Origin of the sequence: Cupriavidus sp. 2TAF22 (genome assembly GCF_052115045.1) — a bacterium.
Lineage (GTDB): Bacteria > Pseudomonadota > Gammaproteobacteria > Burkholderiales > Burkholderiaceae > Cupriavidus.
Map to the genome: position 1 here is coordinate 13,893 of NZ_JBFRFX010000035.1, position 21,519 is coordinate 35,411.

The window sequence follows — 21,519 nt, forward strand, 5'->3', positions numbered from 1 at the left end:
TTAGTTGTTTTCCGTAGGTGCCGTGGGAGCAGGAGAAACCGCAGGAGCCGCGGGAGCCGCGGGAGCCATCGGCGCCGCGGGCTCGCCGGGCACGCTCGACAGCAGCTTCTCGATCTGGATGGTGGCGGTCTGCAGTTCGTACTGGGCCGCGATCAGGTCGCTGCGCGCGCCGCGCAGCACGCGCTGGGCATCGAGGTAATCGAGGATGCCGCGCTCGCCGAAGCGGTAGGCCGACTCGGCCACCGCCAGGGCGGACTCCGCCTGGCGCACGATGCCGCCTTCCAGCGCGCCGACCTGCGACTGCGTGATCTCGTACTGGCGGTAGGCGGTTTCCAGCTCTTGCATCAGCTCGAACTCGCGCAGCTCCAGCGCGGTGCGCGCCTGGATGGCGTGCGCCGTGGCCTCGCCCACGGGGCCCTTGCGGCGGTCCCACAGCGGGATGGTCAGGGTCAGGCCGACCTGGGTGACGGTGTTGTCGGGCTGCCGCTCGGCGCTGGCGCGCAGCGCCAGCTCGGGCAGGCGCAGCGACCGCTGGTAGTCCACCGCCAGGTTGGCGCGGTCCGCCTCGATACGGCGCTGGCCGAGCTCGGCGTTGGTGCCGTTGAGCGTGTCGCGCAACACCGGCAGGGCCGGCAGCGGCGCTTGCTGGCCCAGACTGCCGGCGAGCGAATAGTCCGCCGGCATGGCGCCGCCGACCTGCTGGCGCAGCGTTGCCTTGGCCTGGTTGACGCGCAGCTGGGCGCTCTGCAGCGTCTTCTGCGTGCTCAGCAGCTCGGTCTCGGCCTTGATCAGTTCGTAGCGCGGGGCCTCGCCCACCTCCACGCGCACGCGTGCGCGGTCATGGATCTGCCGCATCAGCGTCAGGTCGTCCCGTGCCGCGGCCTGCTCGGTCTCCCGGCGCAGCACCTCGAAATAGGCGGTCTTGACCCGTGCCGCCAGCTCGGCCTTGAACGCCTGGCGGCCTGCTTCGGTGGCCTCGAGGCTGCGCCCGGCAATGTCCGCGCGCAGTTTGCGCTGCTGCGGGTAGTCCAGCTTCTGGGTGACGGACACCGTCGGCGCGGCGCCGCCGGCGACGCCGGACGTGCGCGGCGACAGGCGTCCGTACAGCACTTCCACCTGTGGATTGGGGTAGGCGCGCGCGCTGGTCACCGCGGCGCTGGCGGCATCGACGCCGGCCTGGGCCGCCTCGACGCCCTTGTTGGTGGACTGCGACAAGGACAGCAGTTGCGGCAAGGTGAACGTCTGCGCCGCCAGGGCCGGCAAGGCTCCGAGCGACAGCAGCGCCACCATGGAATACATAGTGATCTGTTTGATCTGCATGACAAAGGGGGGCAGGCAAAACGGCTGCGCGCCCGCCACCCGCGCGCAGGCAGCACGCGCCGGTGGTCAGCCCGCGATCGCGAACGCGAGCGGGCCCGGGCGCCCAGGCAATGGGAATGCATACCGGGCGCGCCAGCAGCGCGCCAGGATTGCCAGGGCTGTCAGATCAGGGAAATCGGAGGCTTGAAGAACGCCGCCGGCAGCGGGGCCGTGGGCGCGGGGAACCGATGCGCGATCTCGCTGGGTGGCAGCGAAACGCGTACGTTGGGCAGCGCGAACAGCGCGCTGGATTCCTCGATCTCGTCGAGCAGGTCGAGCGGATCGAGCAGGTCGGCGGACCAGATCTCGCAGTAGCCCGGAGGATCCTCCTGCGCCACCGCATCAGGCTCCGACTCGGCTGTGAGGCCATCGTCGCCCGGCGCGATCACGCGGCCCAGGTCGGCGCTGTCTTCCAGTTCGTCGAGCGTCCGGGAAAGCGCTGCATCCTGAAGTTCCATCCGTACCGCCTCGGGCTGCGCGCCAACCGCGCGCACGTTCGCCGTTGCCCCGAAGGACAACAGAGACAGGCACAGGACGGTGAGCAGGAGCAGCAGGGATCGCATGGATTGGGGGCGGTACGAAAGCGGTCCGGGTGGCGCGGCAGCTCGCCTTGGGCGAGCCGCGCACCAATGGTGCAAGGCAACATTGTAACGCGGATGCTCAACATAGACAGGGAAAGGCGCCCGGCGTTCCCTCTGGATGCGGACAGGGGCCGGGTTGCCGGGGACGTTCCCCGAATAAAGCGAGCGGGCCAGGTTTCCACTTTGTCCCCGCAACGCCGGCACGCGTCGGCACGCGGAGGACGTGCAGCGCGGCGCGCCAGGCAGCCGGGGCATCGCGCCCCGTGCCGAATGCCGGAATCGCGGTCAGCCGGCCTGGATCACTTGCTGCGGCTGCGGTCGCCGCCAAGCGGGTCGACGATGATCATGGTGCGGTCCAGCACGCCGCTGTCGTCAAAATAAGCGCTGAAATGGGCCGGCAGGTAGCCACTGGCGTAGAGCCGGTAGGACCATGCCTCGCGCTTCATGAGGGGGTAGTACTGGACGGGCTCACGTGGCAGGCCGAAGCGCTCGGCCACGTCACGCTTGGTCCAGACGCCTGGCCGCGCCTCGTAGATCTCTTTTTCGGTCAGCATCTGGCGGAAACTGGCGAGATTGCCGCCGGCATCGAAATCCGCCGCATAGACCTCATGCCCGAGAGGCTGTTTCGAATAGATCCAGCGGCTGGTGCCGCCGGCGAGCTGATAAGTCTCGGTGGGCGCGCCAAAGGTCTCGCGCACGGAAGTCTGCGGGTTGCCGATCATTTTCTGCGCAGTCTGGACGGGGTCCAGAAACGCGCAGGCACTTAGCGCGATCGCGACCGCTGACGCGGCCATCCATCTTGGCAGGCGGTATTGCATGGCGATTCTCCAGCGTCGGCGCGGACCCTGTTTCCACGGGCAGAAACCTATTCAGCATAGTCCACCCGAATGCGGCCGGCACGCGCCCGGCACGCACCCTGCCCCTACGGTAAACGGGCGGGACGGGGAAAATATTCCATCGATGGCGAAGGGTCCCTGACATCGCGGTTGCCGCCTGCGGACGCGCCTTCACCAGCAACCCCATATCCGGCGCTGCGCCCGGTACCAACAGCTTGCGAACCATGCACGCTCCGATGGTGGCGCACGCAAGGCAAAGCCCGGCATCCGCCGCTAAGAATAATCCGGCAACATGTTAATTATCGTCCACACCAGAGTCAATGGCGGCGAGGTGGGGGGTGCCTGACCGGCAAAGCCATCTGGAGGCCAGCGGCTCGCTACCGGCTCACCGTCGCGGAGCCGTGATCGCCCATGCGTAGCAGCGGGTAATGGATCACGGCACGAAATAGCCGGCGTCGAAGCGCAAGCCCTCCCCGGATGCATCTGCAACGCCAAATATTCATATCGAATTACTCGGATTTTCTCGGATTATTCTCATCAATATTTTCCACCATTTTCTCCACCAACAATTCCGCCGCCAATCCATGCGATCCGTAAAACAAAGGGAATGGCGTCAATTCCGCCCGGAGTCTCATAACACGGGGCTCCAGCCACCAATCCAAGCCATTTAGGAATTTGACTAAAAAACAGAAATAGTTGTCATCACAGCGCAATCCAATCGTAATGACTTCCTGAATAGACTCCAGCTCTTGTTCTTTCTATTTCTAATAATTACCAGCTGGAGAATAACAATGAGGAAGACGAGATATTCCGCAACCAAACTGGCCGCCCTTCTTGCCGTGACGGCAGGTACCGCAGCTACGGCCTCGGCGCAATCGAGCGTCACGCTCTACGGCGTGGCGGACGTGGGCGTCGAGTACCTCTCCAACGCGCCCGCCGCGAGCGGCAGCGGCAACGTGTACCGGCTGTCGTCCGGCAATATGTCCACTTCGCGCTGGGGCATGCGCGGGACGGAAGACCTGGGCCGCGGCCTGAAGGCGGTCTTCGACCTGGAAAGCGGCTTCAACCTCGACGAGGGCGCCCAGAGCGGCAACCGGCTGTTCGATCGCGGCGCATTCGTCGGCCTTGCCGGCGACTTCGGGCAAATCACCCTCGGGCGGCAAACCACGCCCTTGTACGACACCACCATCCGGCTCGACCCGATGGGCTTCGCGCCGCGCTATTCACTGTTCCGCAGCGACGCCGTGCTGGCGGGACGGGCGGACAACGCCATCAAGTACCGCCACAGCTTCGCCGGCCTCACGGTAGCCGCGCTGTATAGCTTCGGCCGGACCGGCACCGGCGAGATCCCCGGCGACAGCAAGGTGGACCGCAGCTTCGGCGCCAGTCTTTACTACGAAAACGAAGCATTTGCCGGCGGCCTGGTCTACGACGAATACCAGGGCACCTCCGTCGCCGCCCGCAACCGCAAGGACCGCCGCGTGGCGGCCGGCGCCAGCTATGCATTCGGCCCGGTGACGCCTTACATCGGCTATCGCTGGCTGAACGGGGACGTCAGTGGCGACGTCCGCTCCAACCTCTACTGGGTCGGCTTGCGCTACAAGGCAACGCCCGCGCTCTCGCTCTCGGGCGCGGCCTATTACACGGACTTCAGGAACAGCAACGCAGACCCCATGATGTTTGCCGCCTCCGCCGACTATGCCTTCTCCAGGCGCACCGACGTGTACATCAACGCGGGCTACGCACGCAACAGGAATGGCTCGGGACTCGGCCTGAACGGCCTCAACCCGGCGACCGGCGCGCCCACCAGCGTGATCCCCGGCAAGAACCAGACCGGCGTCGTCGCCGGCATCCGCCACCGCTTCTGAGCCGCACGCGCATATCGACGCTCCACCTGAAACGGGAGCTTTCAGCCATCGCAGTGCCTTGCGGTGGCTTTTTTTCGTGCTTTGCCGCTTTGAATCTTCCGCTCACACATTGCCAACAAATATCGATTTGTTGGCAAAAATCAAAACACGACCCCCGCTAAAACGGATCTTTAATTCCCACACCCCCATCTTTATCCGCATCAACACAAAGCAATGATGCGGATACCGATGCGAAGGCGCCGAACCCTGCGCCAACGGCGCGCATCACGGAGGGAGCGACTCACCGCAATAGCGGATCTGCGTCGCTCGTTGCCGGCGCTTTCGGGATGCAGACTTGCGCGGGCATCGCCGGGACTACGCCGCGATGTCCACGCTTCCCGCCAGCCGTCGCACGGTTTCTTCGGTATCCCAGAGCGCGTTCGCGAGATAGCGGAAATTGACCAGGGCCGCGTGATAGCCGTCGCCCTCCGGCACCTTCGGACCGGCCACCGCATCGCGCACCACCGCAACTTCGAAGCCCTGCTCCAGCAGATCCCGCAAATGGGATTCGACGCAGAGATTGGCGGCCATGCCAGCGAGGATCACCTGGTCGACCCGCTGCTTGCGCAACTGCAGAACGAGGTCGTTTGTCTGCGGGCCGTAGAGCTTGTGCGTTGAGCAGATAATCGTCTTGCCGTCCTCGATGTAGGGCTTGAGCTCCGGCATGAAATCCGCACCCGAGTCGCGGAATCCGTCCACCGTCAGCGCGCCAGGGCGGTCAAACATGCCGACGGCATGCTGGAACCGCTCCGCGGGACCCTGCACTTTCCACGTGTGATCGTGCGGATAGTAATAGTGGGGAGAAATGGCAACGGTGATGCCGGCCTGCTTCGCGCCCTGGAACAGACGGATAAGGTTGGGGACCAGGTTTTGCTCCGTCACGCTTTCTCCGACAACGCCCCAGCTACGGCCTTCCGGACTCATGAAGTCGATCTGCGGGTCGATGACCACGAGCGCAGTGCGCGATAGATCGAGGGTGAGGCCGGCCTTCGGCAGAGCCGGGTCAACGGGATCCGCATACCGGGTGTGGTGATTGCACATGGGAAAGTACCTCTCATGGTAAGCCGGTTCGAATCCGGCAAAATTAATACACGACCAGTCGTCTATTTAAAAAGGTAAAAAAATCAGCCCAGCAGCCGCTTGAGGGTGACCTGCTGAAAACGTCGGCAGGCCTCGCCATTGCGCTCGACCTTGCTGCGCAGCACCGCGCCCTCCCAGGCCTCGACGATGATGGCCGCGAGCTGCGCGGAATCATGATCCGCAGCAAGCTCCCGGCGCGTCTTCGCCTCATCGAGGCAGGCAACAACCATACCTTCCCAGCGCGCCAGGATCCGCTCCAGGGCACCCCGGACTTCGACACTGGAATTGGAAAGCTCAAGGGAAAGATTACCTACCATGCACCCAAGCCTGAATTCTTGCGCGGCATGATCGTCCACCAGCAATGCGAACAGCGTCTCGATGCGCTCCAGCGGCTTGATGCGAGCGTCGTACATCACTTTGCCATGGCGTTGTTCGATTGACTCCCAATAGGCCTCGAGCACTTCGGCGGCAAAGGTTTCCTTGCTGTCGAAGTAGCTGTAGAAGGACCCCTTGGGGACATCCGCGGCAGCCACGATGTCCTGCACCCCGGCCCCGTTGAAGCCCAGCTCGTGGACAACACGGCCGCCGTCGGTCAGCAGGCGGTTGCGGATCTCGGGGTTGGCGGGCCTGGGCATGTCGAATTCGGTGATAAAGGTGGATGGGCGAAAGATAGACGACTGGTTGACTATTGTCAAACGCCCCGTACGCGCGCCGGGTTACCCAGGCCGTGGCTGGTCGCCGTCACCCTGACGTCCCTGTCGTTGACTTTCTTGTTGGCGCGTGCTAACCCACTTGAGCATCCGATTTTTTCCTCGCCTCCATTCGAACCCAGTTATGGGAGAGTGAACCATGAAGATCATCGTCATCGGCGGTACCGGCCTGATCGGCTCGAAGACCGTCGCCATCCTGCGCCAGGGCGGCCACGAGGTCGTCGCCGCATCTCCCAAAAGCGGTGTCAACACCATCACCGGCGAGGGGCTCAAGGAGGCCCTCGCCGGAATGCAGGTCGTGATCGACCTCGCCAATTCGCCCTCTTTTGAAGACAAGGCGGTGCTGGAATTCTTCGAGACCTCCGGCCGCAACCTTGCCGCGGCGGAGGCCGCGGCGGGCGTCGGGCACCATGTCGCGCTATCCATCGTCGGGATCGAACGGACGCCCGACAATGGCTATTTCCGCGCCAAGGTCGCCCAGGAGAAACTGGTGGAAGCCTCCGGCATCCCCTACACCGTCATCCGCTCGACCCAGTTCCTGGAATTCCTCGGCGGCATCGCCGCTTCGGGCGCGGATGGAAACGTCGTCAGGATTTCGCCCGGCCTGTTCCAGCCCATCGCGGCGGACGACGTTGCCGCCATCGTTGCCGATGTGGCGCTCGCGGCGCCGAAGGGCGGCACCGTCGAGATCGCGGGTCCGGAACGCGCGCCGTTCAACGAAATCGTCGCTCGTTACCTGAAGGCCGTCGGCGACCCGCGTGAGGTGGCGCGTGACCCCGAGGCCCGATATTTCGGCGGCCTGGTCGAGGAGTTTTCGCTCGTGCCGCTAGGCGAGGCGCGCCTCGGCCATATCGGTCTCGACGAATGGCTGCGCCGCTCGCAGGCAGGAGCCTGATCCCGCATCCACCAAGCGAATGGCAGGGGCGCCATGAAGCGTATCTTCATGGTGGACACGAACGGGACGGAACTGACGATCCCGTTCGGGAACTGAGGTTCAAGACCTTTCGCGCCTGACCGCGAAAGCCGCACCAGACCGCCCGCGGCTCTCCGCGTGGCGATCTGCGTCATGCCGTTGCACGCGTGCGCCCCCGGCGCGCGGCCTGCGCCGCCATCGCCTCGCCCACCGCCTCGCGCGCGCAGCCGGCCAGCAGCTCCGAAGCCGGGCTGCGCGATGCGCGCGCCGAGCGCGCGATCACCAGCGGCTGGCGCACGGTTTCCTCGCGGATGGGCCGCTCCACCACGCCGACGGTCTGCGCCGCGGCCGGCGCCTGCGTGATCAGCAACGCCACGCCCAGCCCGTTGGCCACCATGCTGCGCGCCAGCTCCAGCGACGTCGCGCGGTAGCGGACCTCGGGCTGCAGCCCGAATTGCCAGAACGGCGCCATCAGGAATTCGCGGCTGTGCGGCAGGTCGATCAGGATCAGCGCCTCCTGCGCCAGCGCGTGCAGCGATACGCCGCCGCGCCCCCGGGCGAGCCTGGATCCGGCCGGCACCAGCCCGTACGGCCGCAGTTCGGCCAGGCATTCACGCTCGATCTCGATGGGCAGCCCCACATCGTAGGTCAGCGCGAACTCGATATGGCCGCTGTGCAGCCAGTCTTCGAGCTGCGCCAGGTCGCCCTCGACAAAGCGCACCGTCAGGTTCGGATAACGCTCCCGTGCGATGCGCAGCAGCAAGGGCAGGTACACCGGCGCCAGCGTGCTGAACACGCCGATCTGCACCTCGCCCGCGGCGCCGTCGCCGCTCTTGCCGGCCTCGAACGCGGAAGCCGCGCGCAGGATCTCCCTGGCTTCGGCCAGCTTCTGCACCCCGAAGCGGGTCAGCGTCATCTTCGATCCCGCATCGCGCGCGAACAGCGCTGCCTCGAACAGCGTTTCCAGCTCCCGGATGGCGACCGAGATCGAAGGCTGCGACACATTGAGCTGCCGCGCCGCGGCCGTCGTGCTGCCGGTATCGGCGGCCGCGGCGAAGTAGCGCAACAGGCGCAGGGAGATACGCATCAGGAAATCGTATAGGTACTAGTTGATTTCCATATTTTACTTGATAGCCATCGATGCACAGAATCCAGGTCACAGGAACGCGGTCCGCGCGGCGACGCCGGCGCACAAGCGTCGCGACAAGCGTTCGAGACAGCGTTCGAGACAAGACCTGGAGGCGCAAGCAATGACCCATCCCGACCCGAATCCCGCCGGCATGCTGGCCGGCATCCGCGTGATCGACTTCTCCCGTGTGCTGGCCGGGCCTTACTGCACGGCGCTGCTCGCCGATCTCGGCGCCGAAGTGATCAAGATCGAACCACCCGGCGGCGACGACTATCGCGCCGTCGGCCCCTTCGCTGGCGGCGAGAGCGGCCTGTTCTCCGCCATGAACCGCAACAAGCAGAGCATCGTCATCGACCTCAAGGCCGAGGCCGGACTCGCGCTGGCACGCTCGCTGTGCGCGCAGGCCGACGTGGTGGTGGAGAATTTCCGCCCGGGCGTGGCGGACAAGCTGGGCATCGGCTACGCGGCGCTGCAGGCGCTCAATCCGGCGCTGGTGTATGCCAGCGTCTCGGGCTTCGGCCAGACCGGCCCCGAATCGCACCGCCCCGCCTACGACATCATCCTGCAGGCCCTGTGCGGCCTGATGGACGCCACCGGGTCGCCGGACGGCCCGCCCACCGTGCTGGGCGAGGCGGTCTCCGACGTGGTGAGCGGGCTGTTCGCCTCCTGGGGCATCCTGGCCGCCCTGCTGGCGCGCCACAAGACCGGCCAGGGCACGCACGTGGATGTCTCGATGTTCGACGCCACGCTCAGCCTGAGCGCCACGCTGGTCGCCCGCTATGCCGCCACCGGCCTGGCGCCGCGCCGCGTGGGCAACCGCCATCCGTCGTCCGCGCCGTTCGGCGCCTACCGTGCCGCGGACGGCTTCTACGTGGTGGCGGTGCTGAACAACAAGCTGTTCCACGCGCTGGCCGGCGCCATCGGCCAGCCCGCGCTGGCGAGCGACCCGCGCTTCGCCGACGACCACACGCGCTGCAGCCATGAAGCCGATCTGCGCGCGTGCATCGAGCACTGGTCCGCCACCCGCACGGTGGCGCAGGTCAATGACACCCTTGGCGCCGCGGGCATCCCCGTCGCGCCGATCCGCAACGTCAAGCAGGCGCTCGAAAGCGAGCATGCCGGACATCGCGGCCTGCTCAGCGAGGTGCGGGACGCGCAAGGCGGCGCGGCCCGCGTGCCTACCCAGCCGGTGAAGTTCTCTGGCCAGGCCGCCAACCGCGCATGCCGCGCGCCCGCGCTCGGCCAGCACACCGACGCCATCCTGCGCACGCTCGGCATCACCGCCGGGGATGCCCGCGCCCTGCGTGCCAGCGGCGCATTCGGACCGGATGCAGTCACCCCCGCGCACGCCTGAACCAAACTGGAGAATCAACATGCATGAACGACTGGGCGTACAGCCGGCCGACATCGAAATGGCCGACGCCATCGGGCGTTTCGCCCGCATTGAACTCGCACCCAGGGCCGCGGAGGTGGACCGCGACGAAATCCCGTCCACGCGCTACGTGCCCCAGCTCGCCGAACTCGGCGTGATGGGCATGAACCTGCCGCAGCGCTGGGGCGGCATCGATGCCTCGCCCGTGGCGCTGATCCTCTCGCTGGTGGAAATCGCCAAGGCCTGCGCCTCCACCTCGTCGATGATCGGCGCGCACTACCTGTCCACCGACTCGATCCTGATCGGCGGCGACGACGACCTGCGCGCGCGCTACCTGCCGGACGCCGCCGCCGGCACCAGGCTCGGCGCCTTCGCGCTGACCGAGCCGCGCGCCGGCTCCAACCCTGCCGACATGGCCACGCGCGCCACGCCCGAAGGCAACGGCTACCGGCTGCGCGGCGTGAAGCACTTCATCTCCAACGCCAACGCGGCGGACTTTATCGTGGTCTACGCCAAGACCGATCCCGATGCCGGCACGCGCGGCATCAGTGCCTTCGTGGTCGACCGGCACACAGAGGGCGTGGACGTGGCCCCGGCGGAAAAGCTGATGGGCATCCGCGGCGCCCCCGCGCACGAGGTGGCGCTCGACTGCTTCGTGCCCGCCGCCAACCGCCTCGGCGCCGAAGGCAGCGGCTTTCGCACCGCCATGAAGGTGCTCGACAACAGTCGCCTGGACGTGGCCGCCACCAGCCTCGGCATCGCCGAAGCCGCGCTCGAGGCCGCCACCGGCTGGGCCAGGCAGCGCCACGTGGGCGGCGAGCCGCTCTCGCGCAAGCAAGGCCTGCAATGGATGTTCGCCGACATGCGCACGCGCCTCGAGGCCGCCTGGCTGCTGACACTGCAGGCGGCCGTGCGGCGCGGCGCGGGCCAGCCCTTCACGGACCATGCCTCCATGGCCAAGCTCTATGCGTCCGAGACGGTGGGCTTCGTCACCGACACCGCGCTGCAGATCCACGGCGGCTACGGCTTCACGCGCGAGATGCCGCTGGAGCGCCTGGTGCGCGACGCACGCATCCTGCGCATCTATGAAGGCTCTTCCGAAATCCAGCGCACCGTGATCGCGCGCGCGGCCTTTGCCTGAGCAACGCCGCCAGGCTGCCAATCCATGATTCGACCGCCGGCGGCACTGCCGCACGGCGGCGCACCCCGATGCAGGAGACAGACATGACAACCGATGACAAGGCGCATCGCCCCGGCGCCGCACCCGCGCCCACGCTGGTCGAACGCCGCTCGATCGACTTCATCCCCGACGCCGAGCGGCACGGCAGCCTGTCGAGCCAGTTCACGCTGTGGCTCGGCGCCAACCTGCAGGTCACGGCGGTGGTCACCGGCGCGCTGGCGGTAGTGCTCGGGGGCGACGTGTTCTGGTCGCTGATCGGGCTGTTCGCCGGCCAGCTCCTCGGTGGTGCGGTGATGGCGCTGCATGGCGCGCAGGGCCCGCAGCTCGGCCTGCCGCAGATGATCTCCAGCCGCGTGCAGTTCGGCGTGTACGGCGCCGTCATCCCGCTGGTGCTGGTGTGCGTGATGTACATAGGCTTCTCCGCCAGCGGCATGGTGCTGGCCGGCCAGGCCCTGGGCCAGTTGCTGCATATCGGCAACGGCAGCGCCATCCTGGTGTTCGCGGCCATGGTCGTGCTGCTGGCCACGCTGGGCTATCGCACCATCCATGCCATGGGCCGCATCGCCAGCGTGGTCGGCGTACTGGCCTTCCTGTACCTGTTCGCCAGCTTGCTGCACGGACACGACATCGGCGCGCTGCTGCAGCGGCGGCACTTCACGGTAGCGTCGTTCCTGCTGGCCGTGTCCCTGTCGGCCTCGTGGCAGATCGCCTACGGCCCCTACGTGGCGGACTATTCACGCTACCTGCCGCGCTCCACCTCCGCGCTCAAGACGTTCCTGGCGGTGGGCATCGGCTCCGTGGCAGGCGCGCAGATCGCCATGGTGTTCGGGGTCTTCGCCGCCGCGCTGGCCGGCGACCGCTTCGCCGGCCATGAAGTGGCCTTTATCGTCGGCCTCGGCGCCACCGGCGCGGTGGCCGCCCTGCTCTATCTCACCATTGCGCTGGGCAAACTCACCATCACCACCCTCAATGCCTACGGCAGCGTCATGTCCGTCGCCGCCATCCTCACCGGCTTCACCGGAAGGCGCACCATCGCGGGCCGCACGCGGCTGTTCTTCATCTTGCTGATGGCCGGCCTGTCCGCGGTGCTGGCGCTGGCCGGCGAGCGCGCCTTTCTCAAGGAGTTCTCGGCCTTCCTGCTGTTCCTGCTGGCTTTCTTCACGCCGTGGAGCGCCATCAACCTGGTCGACTACTATTTCGTCACCCGCGAGCGCTACGACATACCCGCCCTGTTCGATCCCGACGGGCGCTACGGCCGCTGGAACCTGACCGGCATCGCGGTCTACGCGCTCGGCGTGCTGGTGCAACTGCCGTTCATCGCCACGGGCTTCTATACCGGCGCGCTGGTGGACACGCTCGGCGGCGTCGATATCTCATGGATCATCGGCCTCATCGTGCCCGCGGCGCTCTACTATTTCGCGTGCCGCGCCACCGTGCGCGAACTGCCGCAATCGCTGGCCCTGCCTGACCAAGCCGGGCGCACCGAACCCTCGGGCGGCTAAAGGACCACGCGAGCCGCCTGCGAATTTCGGTGCGGCGGACCGTATCGGGCCGACTACAATGCAATGCGCGACAGTCCTCCGACGAGGCCTGCAACCGCCCGGAGATGCGCATGAGCCACGATCTGAAGGACTTCAGGCCCCTGGACCCGGGCCGCGTGAACACCATGGACGGCGTCGAAGTGCAGTACTGGTGCATGGCGCTCAACTGCACGTCGGCCGAACTGCAGGAAGCCGTGGCCAATGCGGGCGACCACATCTCCGCGGTGCGCGCGCGGCTCGAAGCGTTGTATCCGGAGAGGCGGCACGGATAGGCTGCCGGCGGCCTCCCTGCCGCGTGGCTGACAGGAGGGCCGGTACAGGCCGCTGCCGCCTCAGCGCAGCGGCTGCGGCGTGACGATATTGAAGCGCGGATCGAAGCTGTCCAGCATGCCGAACAGCGACGTGACGGCGCGCGGGTCCCCGCTGATGCGGATCGCGCCGCCCTGCACCGCATCGGCCACGCTCAGTTGCTTGAGGCTGATCTTGTCGAGCGTGGATTTTTCCAGTGTGATGGTCGCGGTGGGCTGCGCCGCCTGCGTGTCGGCAAGGTAAGTCAGGGCGCTGTTGCGCAAGGTCATTGCATAGCGCTGCTGCAGATCGGTGAAATTCCAGTTCAGCGTCATCTGCCTGCCGGCGGCCTTGTCGGCATTCAGGCGCGCGGCGAGAAAGTCGAAGAAATTCGGCACCGTCAGCGCACGGATCAGGTCGGGCGACCCCAGCCCGCCGGAGAATTTCTTGTCGACGCCATCGCGCAGTTCCTGCGCGCCCGTCAGATAGACGTTGCGCCAGGTGGCGTTCTCGCTCTGATAACCGAGTTGCTCGAGCGCATCGGCCTGCAGCGCGCGGGCGGCGGCGTTGTCGGGATCGGCGAACACCAGCTCGTTGCCGATCTGCGCCACCCAGCGGTATTCGCCGCGGGCATAGGCCTCGCGGGCCCTGGCGAGCACCGCTTCGGCGCCCCCCATCCATTCGATGGTCTTCCTGGCGGCCTGCACCGGCGGCAGGGGGTTCAGGTGCGCCGGGTTGCCGTCGTAGAAGCCGAGATAACGTTGGTAGACGGCGCGCACGTTGTGACTGACCGAGCCATAGTAATCGCGCGCGTACCATTTGCTGCCCAGCGGCTCGGGGAGCTTCTTCAGGGTCTCGGCAATGTCCAGCGGCGTCAGGCCCTGGTTCATCAGGCGCAGCGTCTGGTCATTCAGGTAGGCGTACATGTCGCGCTGGTCCGACAGCATCTCGACGATCTGCCCGCGCCCCCAGGTCGGCCAGTGATGCTGGCCGATCAGGATGTCGGTGCGCTCGCCGTAGCGCTGCAGGGACTGCCCGATGTAATACGACCAGGCCTTGGCATCGCGCACCTGGGCACCGCGCAGCGTCAGCAGGTTGTGCTGTGTGCGCACGGCATTCTCGGCGATGCACAGCGTGCGCAGCTGCGGGAAGTACAGGTTCATCTCCGCCGGCGCTTCGGTGCCGGGCGTGAGCTGGAATTCGATGTCGATGCCGTCGATACGCCGCGTATCGATGCTCTTGCCGATGAGGTCGGTGGGCGCGAGCAGCGTAATGGTGCCGCGCGCGGTCGCCTTGCCCAGGCCGACATCGACCAGGCCGGTGGCGCTCTGCGGCAACTGGGTACCGTACATGTACTGTGCGCGCCGGCCCATGGCATTGCCCGCCAGCACGTTTTCGCTGACGGCCTCTTCCATGAAACCGGCCGGCGCCAGGACAGCGACCTTGCCGCGTTTCACGTCGTCTTCGCTGACAATGCCCTTGGCCCCGCCGAAGTGATCGGCGTGGCTGTGCGTGTAGATGACCGCGACTACCGGCTTGCGCGGCCGGTTGGCGTAGTACAGGTCCAGGGCGGCCCGCGCCGTCTCGGCGCTCAGCAAGGGATCGATCACGATCAGGCCGGTGTCGCCCTCGACGATGTCCATATTGGAGATATCGGCGCCGCGCACCTGGTACAGGCGGTCGGTGACCTTGAACAGGCCGGCTTCGTTGTTGACCTGCGCCAGCCGCCACAGGCTCGGGTTCACCGTGGGCGGCGCCGCGCCCTGCTCGAAGGCGTAGGCATCGAAGTCCCATACCACGCGGCCATCCGCGGCGCGGATGACGCGTTCGGGAAAGCGCGCCACCAGGCCGCGGCGGGCATCTTCGAAATCCTGGCGGTCATTGAACGGCAGCGCCTGCTGCCACGCCGCATTGGCGCTGGCCGTCAGGGGGGTGGCAGGTCCGGCGGCACGCGCGGCGCCCGGGTGGGTGGCAAACCACGCGGCAGACGCGGCGGCAAGGGCGAGCGCAAGGGGGCGGGCAACGAGCATCATGGATGGAAAGCCTCGGAGGGTACAGCGAGACGCTTATTTGAGCCTTCCCACACATATAATTCAATTGCAAAATACGTATCCCATCGATGCATTGAGCGCATACCTTGAACCTCAAGCGGCTTGAACACCTGATCGCAGTGGCCGAGGAAGGATCGCTGGCCGGCGCCGCCCGCCGCGTCCACCTGAGCCAGCCGGCGCTCACGCGCAGCATCCAGGCCCTGGAAGACGAGGCAGGCGTGGCCCTGTTCGACCGGGGCGCGCGCGGCGCGACACTGACCACGACCGGCAGGATGGTGACGGAAAGAGCGCGGCGCATCCTGTTCGAGACGCACTGCCTGGAGCGCGACCTGGCCCTGGTGCAACAGCATGAGATGGGCAGCGTGCGGCTCGGACTGGGCCCGTTCCCGGCGGCGATCCTGCTGCCCGACATGCTGTGCGCCCTGCATCGCGACTGGCCGAAGCTGCGCATCGCGACCGAGGTCAATCATGCCGCGGCGCTGCTGGCGGGCCTGAATGCGGAAAAGCTGGATTTCCTGGTGGTGGAGCAAAGTACCATCCCCGTGGTGGCGGAGCTGGAGATGAAGCCCCTGCGGCCGGAGCCGGCGGGCTATTTCGTGCGTGCCGGCCACCCGCTCTGCGGCACGCCGGTCACGCCCGCGCAATTGCGCCAGGTGGCCCTGGTATCCGTGCTGTTCCCGGCGGAAACGCATGAGCGCCTGCGCCGGCTGCTGCGCTGCAAACCCGGCGAGGACCTGCCACTGCAGGTCGAAAGCAACGATTTCCGTGCGCTGACACACCTGACCAGCCATTCCGACGTGGTGCTGCTGGCGCCGACGCGCGCCCTGCGCGCCGAACTGGAAGCCGGCACGCTGGCCCAGCTCGATACGCAGGAGATTCCGGCGAACGGCCTGCGCTTCGCCATCGTGCGGCTGGCGCAGCGTACGCTGTCGCCGGCGGCCGAGCGGGCGGTGGCGGCCATCGAAGCGGTGGCCTGACGGCCGTAGCCGCCTGAGGCGGTGGCTGAGGCTGTGGCGGCCGGATCCGGTGCGCTCACTGCTGCGCCTGCGCCCGTCTGCGTGCCAGCGAGATGGCATAGGCAGCCTGGCGGGCCGCGAAGATTTCATCGGGCGGGCGCCCGATGCCGTCGGCAAGATTGCTCGGGTTGAAGATGGTTTCGTCGCACGGTGCGTTGTTCTCGATCGCATTGATCGTGATCGTGCCCAGCCGTACCGATTCGCGGCTATCCTCGTCCGGCCATCGCATGGTCGCATCCATGGTCGGATCCCCGGGACGGCCCAGCAAGGCCAGCACGTCGAACCTGAAGCCACCCGCGGCGATCCGCGCCTCGAGATCCCGGTAGAGGAAATCCGCCGGCTTGTCCTTGGCCTGCTCGTCCGACAGCGTCACGTCCCCGCCGGGCGGAACGACCTTGAACTTGATGAAGCGCACTTCCGCCCTGGCATTGGTGGCGGGAAACGCATGGACGCCCCAGTAGGTCGTTCCCGCGAAGCTGGCGGGAAGCGGTCTGGCGGCGACGAAGCTGGCCTGGTTCAGCGTTTCCGGATTGGCGGCGGAGAATGCCTTGACCTTCTCCGGATCCGGCTTGCCGTCCGGCCCCGGAACGCGCGCCCTGAGGAAGGCGAGCATCTGGTCGAGCGTTTTCGCGAAGTGCACCGGCGCGTTCTCCACCAGGATGTCCGATGTATGGCCGGCCTCACCCAGCTTGAACGCGAAGCCACGCAGCACCAGCTTGTTGGTGTCCGCCACGTTCGGGTTGCCGCCGCCAAGCGAGAACCGGCCAATGACGGGCGACGCCCGCGTGAAGCTCAGTGACCGGGTGACCTGGGCGGCCTGCGGCGACGGGGCATAGGTGCCGCGCACGCACTGGCCTTTGGCAAAGCTGGCGCGTGCCTTTGGGGGATCGCCTGCAACGGCTTTCAGTGTTTCCACGATCACCGCCGGATCGGCATGCACGACCGGGCCGGCGGGTTGCGCTTGTTGCGCGTTCGATGCCGGCATGCACAGGCCGCCCCCGCAGATGGCCAAAACTATCTGGCCCAAGGCTTTCGCCCGTCTGGTTTGCGCGTTCATCCCCTGGCCTCCTTCCGGTCCCGCACGAGCATCCGTATCGGGGCGCGACAAACTGAGATGAGCTAAAGCATAGACGGCAATGGCGCAATGGCCGGCCCCGAAGCACCGCTTTCTCGTATCGGCATGCAAGCGCGGTTCACGACAATCCGTGGGGGAAGATTCGCTTTGCGGCCCGTTCGAGTCCGATCCCGCCGCCTCCACGTGCCGGGCGCCCCCGTGCGGACCGGCCGTGCCGCCACCCGACACCCCTCCTTAGGGGGAATCGGATGCGCAACCTGCCAAGTCGCCTTCTGTGCCCTTGCCGCGATGAATCCGATAGAATCCAGCCTTTCCGATTCGTGCAACGCGAACCGGCGAATCCAAGCGCGGCATTCACGGGAATGGAGGGACATGAAAACAGCGGCTTTCAGCCTGCCACGCTGGCGTTCTACAACGTGGTTGTGCGACCCCGGCCCGAACGTTCCCGAAGACATTCGCGTAAAGCTGATCGGAAGCCTGTTCGGCACCCTGCCCATCTTCGCCGGCGGCGTGCTCAACACCATCGCCGTCGCCATGGCGATCGCCTGGCGGGACCCCAGCACGGCCTTCCTTGCGTGGGTCGTCATCGAGATCCTGCTCTGCGGCACGCGCCTGTGCCTCCTGGTCGCGGCGCACCGCGCTTCGGCGGCGGGCCGCCATACCTTCACCGATGTCTACGTGATCCTCGCCGTGCTGTGGGGCGCGAGCGTGGGCTACGGTGCGTTCATCAGCATCCTCAGCTCGGACTGGGTGGCGGCAACGCTTTCCTGCCTGTCCGCGGCCGCCATGGTGGGCGGCATCTGCTTCCGCAATTTTGGCGCGCCGCGGCTGGTCGCGATCATGATCCTGCTGTCCCTCGGGCCCTGCTGCATCGCCGCCCTGCTTTCGGACGAGACCGTGCTGCGCCTGACGCTCGTGCAGATCCCGTTCTATCTCGTTGCCATGAGCATCGCAGCCTTCCACCTGAACCGGCTGCTGGTATCGACGATGAAGGCGGAGCGGGAAAACGACCATCGCGCGCGCCATGACGCCCTGACCGGCCTGCCGAACCGAGCGGGACTGGTTCACGCGTCCGCGCATTTGTACAAGGCGGACCAGATCGACGAAGGAAAGACGGCGGTCCTGTACATGGACCTGGACGGCTTCAAGCCCGTCAACGACCGGCACGGACATGAGGCCGGCGACCAGCTGCTGGTGACGCTAGGCAAGTGGCTCGATGCGCTGAAAGGTCCGGACGACATGGTCTTTCGCATCGGCGGGGACGAATTCGTCGTCATCGTGCGCGCCCGCGACGAAGCCGGCGTCGCCTTGTTCGCCGACCGGCTGATCAGCGAAGTGCCCGCCCCCTTCACGCTGGCGCCCAATGTTTCGGTGAGGATCGGCGTCAGCGTCGGGGTCGCACTCATTCCGGAGCATGGCACCGACGTCATGGGCGCGCTCACGGCCGCCGACAAGGCCCTCAACCTGGCCAAGCTCAACGGCAAGGCCAAGTGGACGCTCGCATCCTAGCAGCGACACCCTTGCGCCGGCGCGCTGCCGTGCGGATGCGACCGGAAGCGACCGGAGGCGACTGACTAGCCAGCCTGCGCGGCCTCGCGCGGGCCAGCGAAATGCCCGGGCCTGGCCACGCCGAAGCCCTGTGCATAGTCCACGCCAAGGGCGCGCAGCTTTGCGAGCTTCGCATCGCTGTCCACCCATTCGGCGATGGTCTTCTTGCCCATGGCATTGGCGATGCGCTGAATTGCCTCGATCACCACCAGATTGACCGGATCGCCGAACATCTCGTTGACAAAGCCGCCATCGATCTTGATGTACTCCGTCGGCAGGTGCTTGAGATAGGCGAAGGACGACATGCCGGCGCCGAAATCGTCGAGGGCAAAGCTGCACCCCTTGTCCTGCAGTTGCTCGATGAAGGTGGCGGCCTGCGCCAGGTTGCCGATGGCCGCCGTCTCCGTGATCTCGAAACAGACGTGCCGCAGGGGAATGCCGTGGCGCGCCGCGCGCTCGGCGATATAGGCAGGCAGGAGCTGGTCGCCCAGGGACGCTCCGGACAGGTTGATCCCGCATACCGCGATATCGCCCGGCCGGTCACCAAGGCAGCCCGCCAGCGCGGCAAACCCGGCTTCGATCACCCAGCGATCCAGCGCGGGCATGAGGTTGTAGCGTTCGCAGGCAGGAATGAATGCCATGGGCGGAACCAGTTGCCCGGCGTCATCGAGCATGCGCAAGAGCAGTTCGACATGCCGGCCCTGTGCGCCGCCGGCCTGCAAGGGCGCGATCTCCTGAGCGTGCAGGCAGAAGCGGCCGGCTTCCAGGCCGGTGTGGATCCGGCTCACCCATTCCATCTCGCCGTGCAGCGCGCGCACGGCCTCGTCACGCTGGCGATATACCTGGACGCGGTTGCGCCCCCGCTCCTTGGCCAGGTAACAGGCGGCATCGGCGGCGCTGAGCGCCTCGGCCACCTGGGACATGTCGCGATCCAGGCTGATCATGCCGATGCTCGCGCTCACGGCGAAAGTGCGCTGGCGATGCACGAAGCGAAAACGTGCAATCGCCTCGCGCATGGCTTCGGCCACGCGCTCGCCATTGTCGACATGGCAGCCATCGAGCAGCACGCCGAACTCGTCGCCGCCCAGCCGCGCCAGGGTATCCGATTCCCGCAACGTGGCGCGCATGACGACCGCGAGCTGCCGGATCAGTTCGTCTCCGGCGGCATGGCCGCAAGTGTCGTTGACTACCTTGAACTGGTCCAGGTCGAGGTACATCAGGGTATGCGTGCAGTCTTCGCTGCGAACGCGCCGCATTGCTTCGGCCAGGCGGCGTTCGAACTCGATGCGGTTGACCAGCCCGGTCAATGCATCGTGACTGGCCTCGTGGGACAGGCGCGCGGCGTCGGCCCGCTCGCTGCTGACATCGTGCAGCACCAGCACGGCGCCAGTGCAGGTCCGGTCGGCATGATGGATCAGCGCCACCGACAGCTTGACCGCGATCGGGGCGCGCTCGGGCCGCTCCAGCAGCAACGTGGAGAACCGCGGCCACGTCTTCTGCAGCACGGCGGCCCCCAATCCTGTCAACGGACTCCGGCTGGCCTCATCGCTCAGCGGACAGACCACATGCAGCGGCCTGCCTTTCGCGTCCGCGCTGTGCCACCCGGTCAGCAGTTCCGCCGCCGGATTCAATGCGTCGACATGGCCGTGCACGTCGACCGTGATGACGGCATCCCCGATCGCCTGGAGGGTAACCTGTGCCCGTTCCTTCTCGGCGAGCAGTTGTGCTTCGGCTCGTTTCTGATCGCTGATATCGGTAAGCGAGCCCGCCATCCGCCGGGCGTGACCGGCGGCGTCGCGCACCATGCGCCCGCGCGAGCGCACCCACAGGTAGCCACCGGCCCTGTTGCGCAGCCTGAACGAGCAGTCATAGGGAATGCCTTCGCGCAGATGCCGGCGCATCTGCGACTCGACGCAGGCAAGATCGTCGGGATGGCAATGCGCGCGTACCGTGCCGAGCAATCTTGGCAGCTCATGCTCCTCATAGCCGAGCATCTGCGCGCAGCGCGCCGAGAAATAAAGCGCATCGCTGCGCAGGTCCCAGTCCCACAGCCCGTCGTTGCTGCCGCTGATCGCCAGTGCCAGGCGCTCTTCGCTACGCGCCAGTGCTTCGCGCAGCAGCAGTTCCTTGCGCACGGAGCGGTTCGCCATCAGGATGCCGGGAAGCATGAGGAGGATCGCCGCGATGCCGATGCCCGGCATCAGCAGATTGCGCACCTGCCGCGAGATCTCGCCAAGCGAATAGGAGAAGGCCGCCTCCAGCGGCGTGAGCCGGTCGTCCGTTTCCCCTATGCGTTGCAGGAGCAGCCTGATCTCACCCTTATCTGCCGCCTCGGCCGCCTCGGCCCGCACGCTGGCATGCAACTGATCCGCGAGATCGCGCAGGGCCAGCACTTCATTGTCGGCGCGGCCCCAGATCGCAAGCGCGCGATCGATCGCCGGCAATCGCCCGAAATGGCGCATGAGCCGGATCATGCCGGAAATATCGTCGACGTGATTGCCCCCGGCAAGCAGCCCGGCCGCGGCCTTGTCGTAGTCAAGCCGATCGCTGGCAAATTCGAGCCTGGCCTGCCGGTCGCCAAGCGGTACCGCGATCGCGCGTTCGTAGGCGCGGAATTCCGCCTCGTCATGGCTGTCGGCGTACCGCATCAGGTGCATCACGGCTGCTTTCTGCCCCTTGCTCCACAAGCTCTCTCCGCCGACATAGGCGCGCGCGGCGGACAGCATGTCCACGCTGAAACCGGAGAGCAGCACCAGGATCAGCATGATCGGCAGGAACGGCCATATCACACGCAGGTCATGTCTTCCGCCCAAGGGGTATCGGCGCACTTGCCGCGCCGCGGCCCGGAGCGCCGATACCCTCGTGCGCAGGCAGGCTTGCGCCGCGCCCAAGGAAGCGCCAAGCGACCGGCCCAGTTCGTGACGTATCGAACT

General features: G+C 66.7%; 17 protein-coding genes. 8 read left to right on the top strand and 9 right to left on the bottom strand.

What is annotated here, in order from left to right; genetic code table 11:
• The 3 genes from AB4Z48_RS31030 to AB4Z48_RS31040 form a co-directional block, all read right to left on the bottom strand.
• The gene (locus tag AB4Z48_RS31030) at window positions 1-1,290 is read right to left on the bottom strand and encodes a TolC family protein (RefSeq protein ID WP_441621195.1); all 1,290 of its coding nucleotides are present in this window, start codon (window positions 1,288-1,290) and stop codon (window positions 1-3) included.
• A 191-nt stretch (window positions 1,291-1,481) separates the two neighbouring features.
• Window positions 1,482-1,922 (bottom strand): cobalt-zinc-cadmium resistance protein, encoded by a 441-nt coding sequence (locus tag AB4Z48_RS31035; protein WP_441621117.1) that lies wholly within the window; start codon window positions 1,920-1,922, stop codon window positions 1,482-1,484.
• Between the two features lie 317 nt (window positions 1,923-2,239).
• Window positions 2,240-2,758: a hypothetical protein gene (locus tag AB4Z48_RS31040; protein ID WP_441621119.1), complete on the bottom strand. Its 519-nt coding sequence runs from the start codon at window positions 2,756-2,758 to the stop codon at window positions 2,240-2,242.
• An 809-nt stretch (window positions 2,759-3,567) separates the two neighbouring features.
• On the opposite strand from AB4Z48_RS31040, the gene AB4Z48_RS31045 reads away from it, so the two are divergent.
• Window positions 3,568-4,644 (top strand): porin, encoded by a 1,077-nt coding sequence (locus AB4Z48_RS31045; protein ID WP_441621121.1) that lies wholly within the window; start codon window positions 3,568-3,570, stop codon window positions 4,642-4,644.
• A gap of 354 nt (window positions 4,645-4,998) precedes the next feature.
• On the opposite strand, the gene AB4Z48_RS31050 is transcribed toward AB4Z48_RS31045, so the two are convergent.
• Both AB4Z48_RS31050 and AB4Z48_RS31055 read right to left on the bottom strand, forming a co-directional pair.
• Window positions 4,999-5,724, bottom strand: coding sequence for a cysteine hydrolase (locus AB4Z48_RS31050; protein WP_441621123.1), 726 nt, complete (start codon window positions 5,722-5,724; stop codon window positions 4,999-5,001).
• A gap of 83 nt (window positions 5,725-5,807) precedes the next feature.
• Window positions 5,808-6,398, bottom strand: a complete 591-nt coding sequence (locus AB4Z48_RS31055) for a TetR family transcriptional regulator C-terminal domain-containing protein (protein WP_441621125.1) — start codon at window positions 6,396-6,398, stop codon at window positions 5,808-5,810.
• 214 nt (window positions 6,399-6,612) lie between these two features.
• Between AB4Z48_RS31055 and AB4Z48_RS31060 the strand changes: the two genes are divergently transcribed.
• Window positions 6,613-7,368, top strand: a complete 756-nt coding sequence (locus tag AB4Z48_RS31060; RefSeq protein WP_441621127.1) for an SDR family oxidoreductase — start codon at window positions 6,613-6,615, stop codon at window positions 7,366-7,368.
• A gap of 169 nt (window positions 7,369-7,537) precedes the next feature.
• On the opposite strand, the gene AB4Z48_RS31065 is transcribed toward AB4Z48_RS31060, so the two are convergent.
• Complete coding sequence (locus AB4Z48_RS31065) at window positions 7,538-8,473, bottom strand: LysR substrate-binding domain-containing protein (protein ID WP_441621129.1); 936 nt, start codon at window positions 8,471-8,473, stop codon at window positions 7,538-7,540.
• Between the two features lie 163 nt (window positions 8,474-8,636).
• Between AB4Z48_RS31065 and AB4Z48_RS31070 the strand changes: the two genes are divergently transcribed.
• The 4 genes from AB4Z48_RS31070 to AB4Z48_RS31085 all read left to right on the top strand — a co-directional run bounded on the left by AB4Z48_RS31070 (window position 8,637) and on the right by AB4Z48_RS31085 (window position 12,880).
• The gene (locus tag AB4Z48_RS31070; RefSeq protein ID WP_441621131.1) at window positions 8,637-9,869 is read left to right on the top strand and encodes a CaiB/BaiF CoA transferase family protein; all 1,233 of its coding nucleotides are present in this window, start codon (window positions 8,637-8,639) and stop codon (window positions 9,867-9,869) included.
• 19 nt (window positions 9,870-9,888) lie between these two features.
• Entirely contained in the window at window positions 9,889-11,028 is a 1,140-nt protein-coding gene (locus AB4Z48_RS31075; RefSeq protein ID WP_441621133.1) for an acyl-CoA dehydrogenase family protein, read from the top strand.
• A gap of 83 nt (window positions 11,029-11,111) precedes the next feature.
• Window positions 11,112-12,569 (top strand): purine-cytosine permease family protein, encoded by a 1,458-nt coding sequence (locus tag AB4Z48_RS31080; RefSeq protein ID WP_441621134.1) that lies wholly within the window; start codon window positions 11,112-11,114, stop codon window positions 12,567-12,569.
• 110 nt (window positions 12,570-12,679) lie between these two features.
• A complete protein-coding gene (locus AB4Z48_RS31085; RefSeq protein ID WP_441621136.1) occupies window positions 12,680-12,880 on the top strand; it encodes a DUF3606 domain-containing protein in 201 nt (66 codons plus the stop codon).
• Between the two features lie 60 nt (window positions 12,881-12,940).
• On the opposite strand, the gene AB4Z48_RS31090 is transcribed toward AB4Z48_RS31085, so the two are convergent.
• Window positions 12,941-14,926 carry an alkyl/aryl-sulfatase gene (locus AB4Z48_RS31090; protein ID WP_441621197.1) on the bottom strand — a complete coding sequence of 662 codons (1,986 nt, stop codon included), beginning with the start codon at window positions 14,924-14,926 and terminating at the stop codon, window positions 12,941-12,943.
• 107 nt (window positions 14,927-15,033) lie between these two features.
• On the opposite strand from AB4Z48_RS31090, the gene AB4Z48_RS31095 reads away from it, so the two are divergent.
• Window positions 15,034-15,924: a LysR family transcriptional regulator gene (locus AB4Z48_RS31095; RefSeq protein WP_441621138.1), complete on the top strand. Its 891-nt coding sequence runs from the start codon at window positions 15,034-15,036 to the stop codon at window positions 15,922-15,924.
• Window positions 15,925-15,979: 55 nt separating this feature from the next.
• Here the strand turns inward: AB4Z48_RS31095 and AB4Z48_RS31100 are convergent, their stop codons facing one another.
• Window positions 15,980-17,149 (bottom strand): catalase family peroxidase, encoded by a 1,170-nt coding sequence (locus AB4Z48_RS31100; RefSeq protein WP_441621140.1) that lies wholly within the window; start codon window positions 17,147-17,149, stop codon window positions 15,980-15,982.
• Between the two features lie 261 nt (window positions 17,150-17,410).
• Between AB4Z48_RS31100 and AB4Z48_RS31105 the strand changes: the two genes are divergently transcribed.
• Complete coding sequence (locus AB4Z48_RS31105; protein WP_441621142.1) at window positions 17,411-18,547, top strand: diguanylate cyclase domain-containing protein; 1,137 nt, start codon at window positions 17,411-17,413, stop codon at window positions 18,545-18,547.
• Window positions 18,548-18,612: 65 nt separating this feature from the next.
• Here the strand turns inward: AB4Z48_RS31105 and AB4Z48_RS31110 are convergent, their stop codons facing one another.
• The gene (locus tag AB4Z48_RS31110; RefSeq protein WP_441621144.1) at window positions 18,613-21,375 is read right to left on the bottom strand and encodes an EAL domain-containing protein; all 2,763 of its coding nucleotides are present in this window, start codon (window positions 21,373-21,375) and stop codon (window positions 18,613-18,615) included.
• Window positions 21,376-21,519 lie beyond the last annotated feature (144 nt).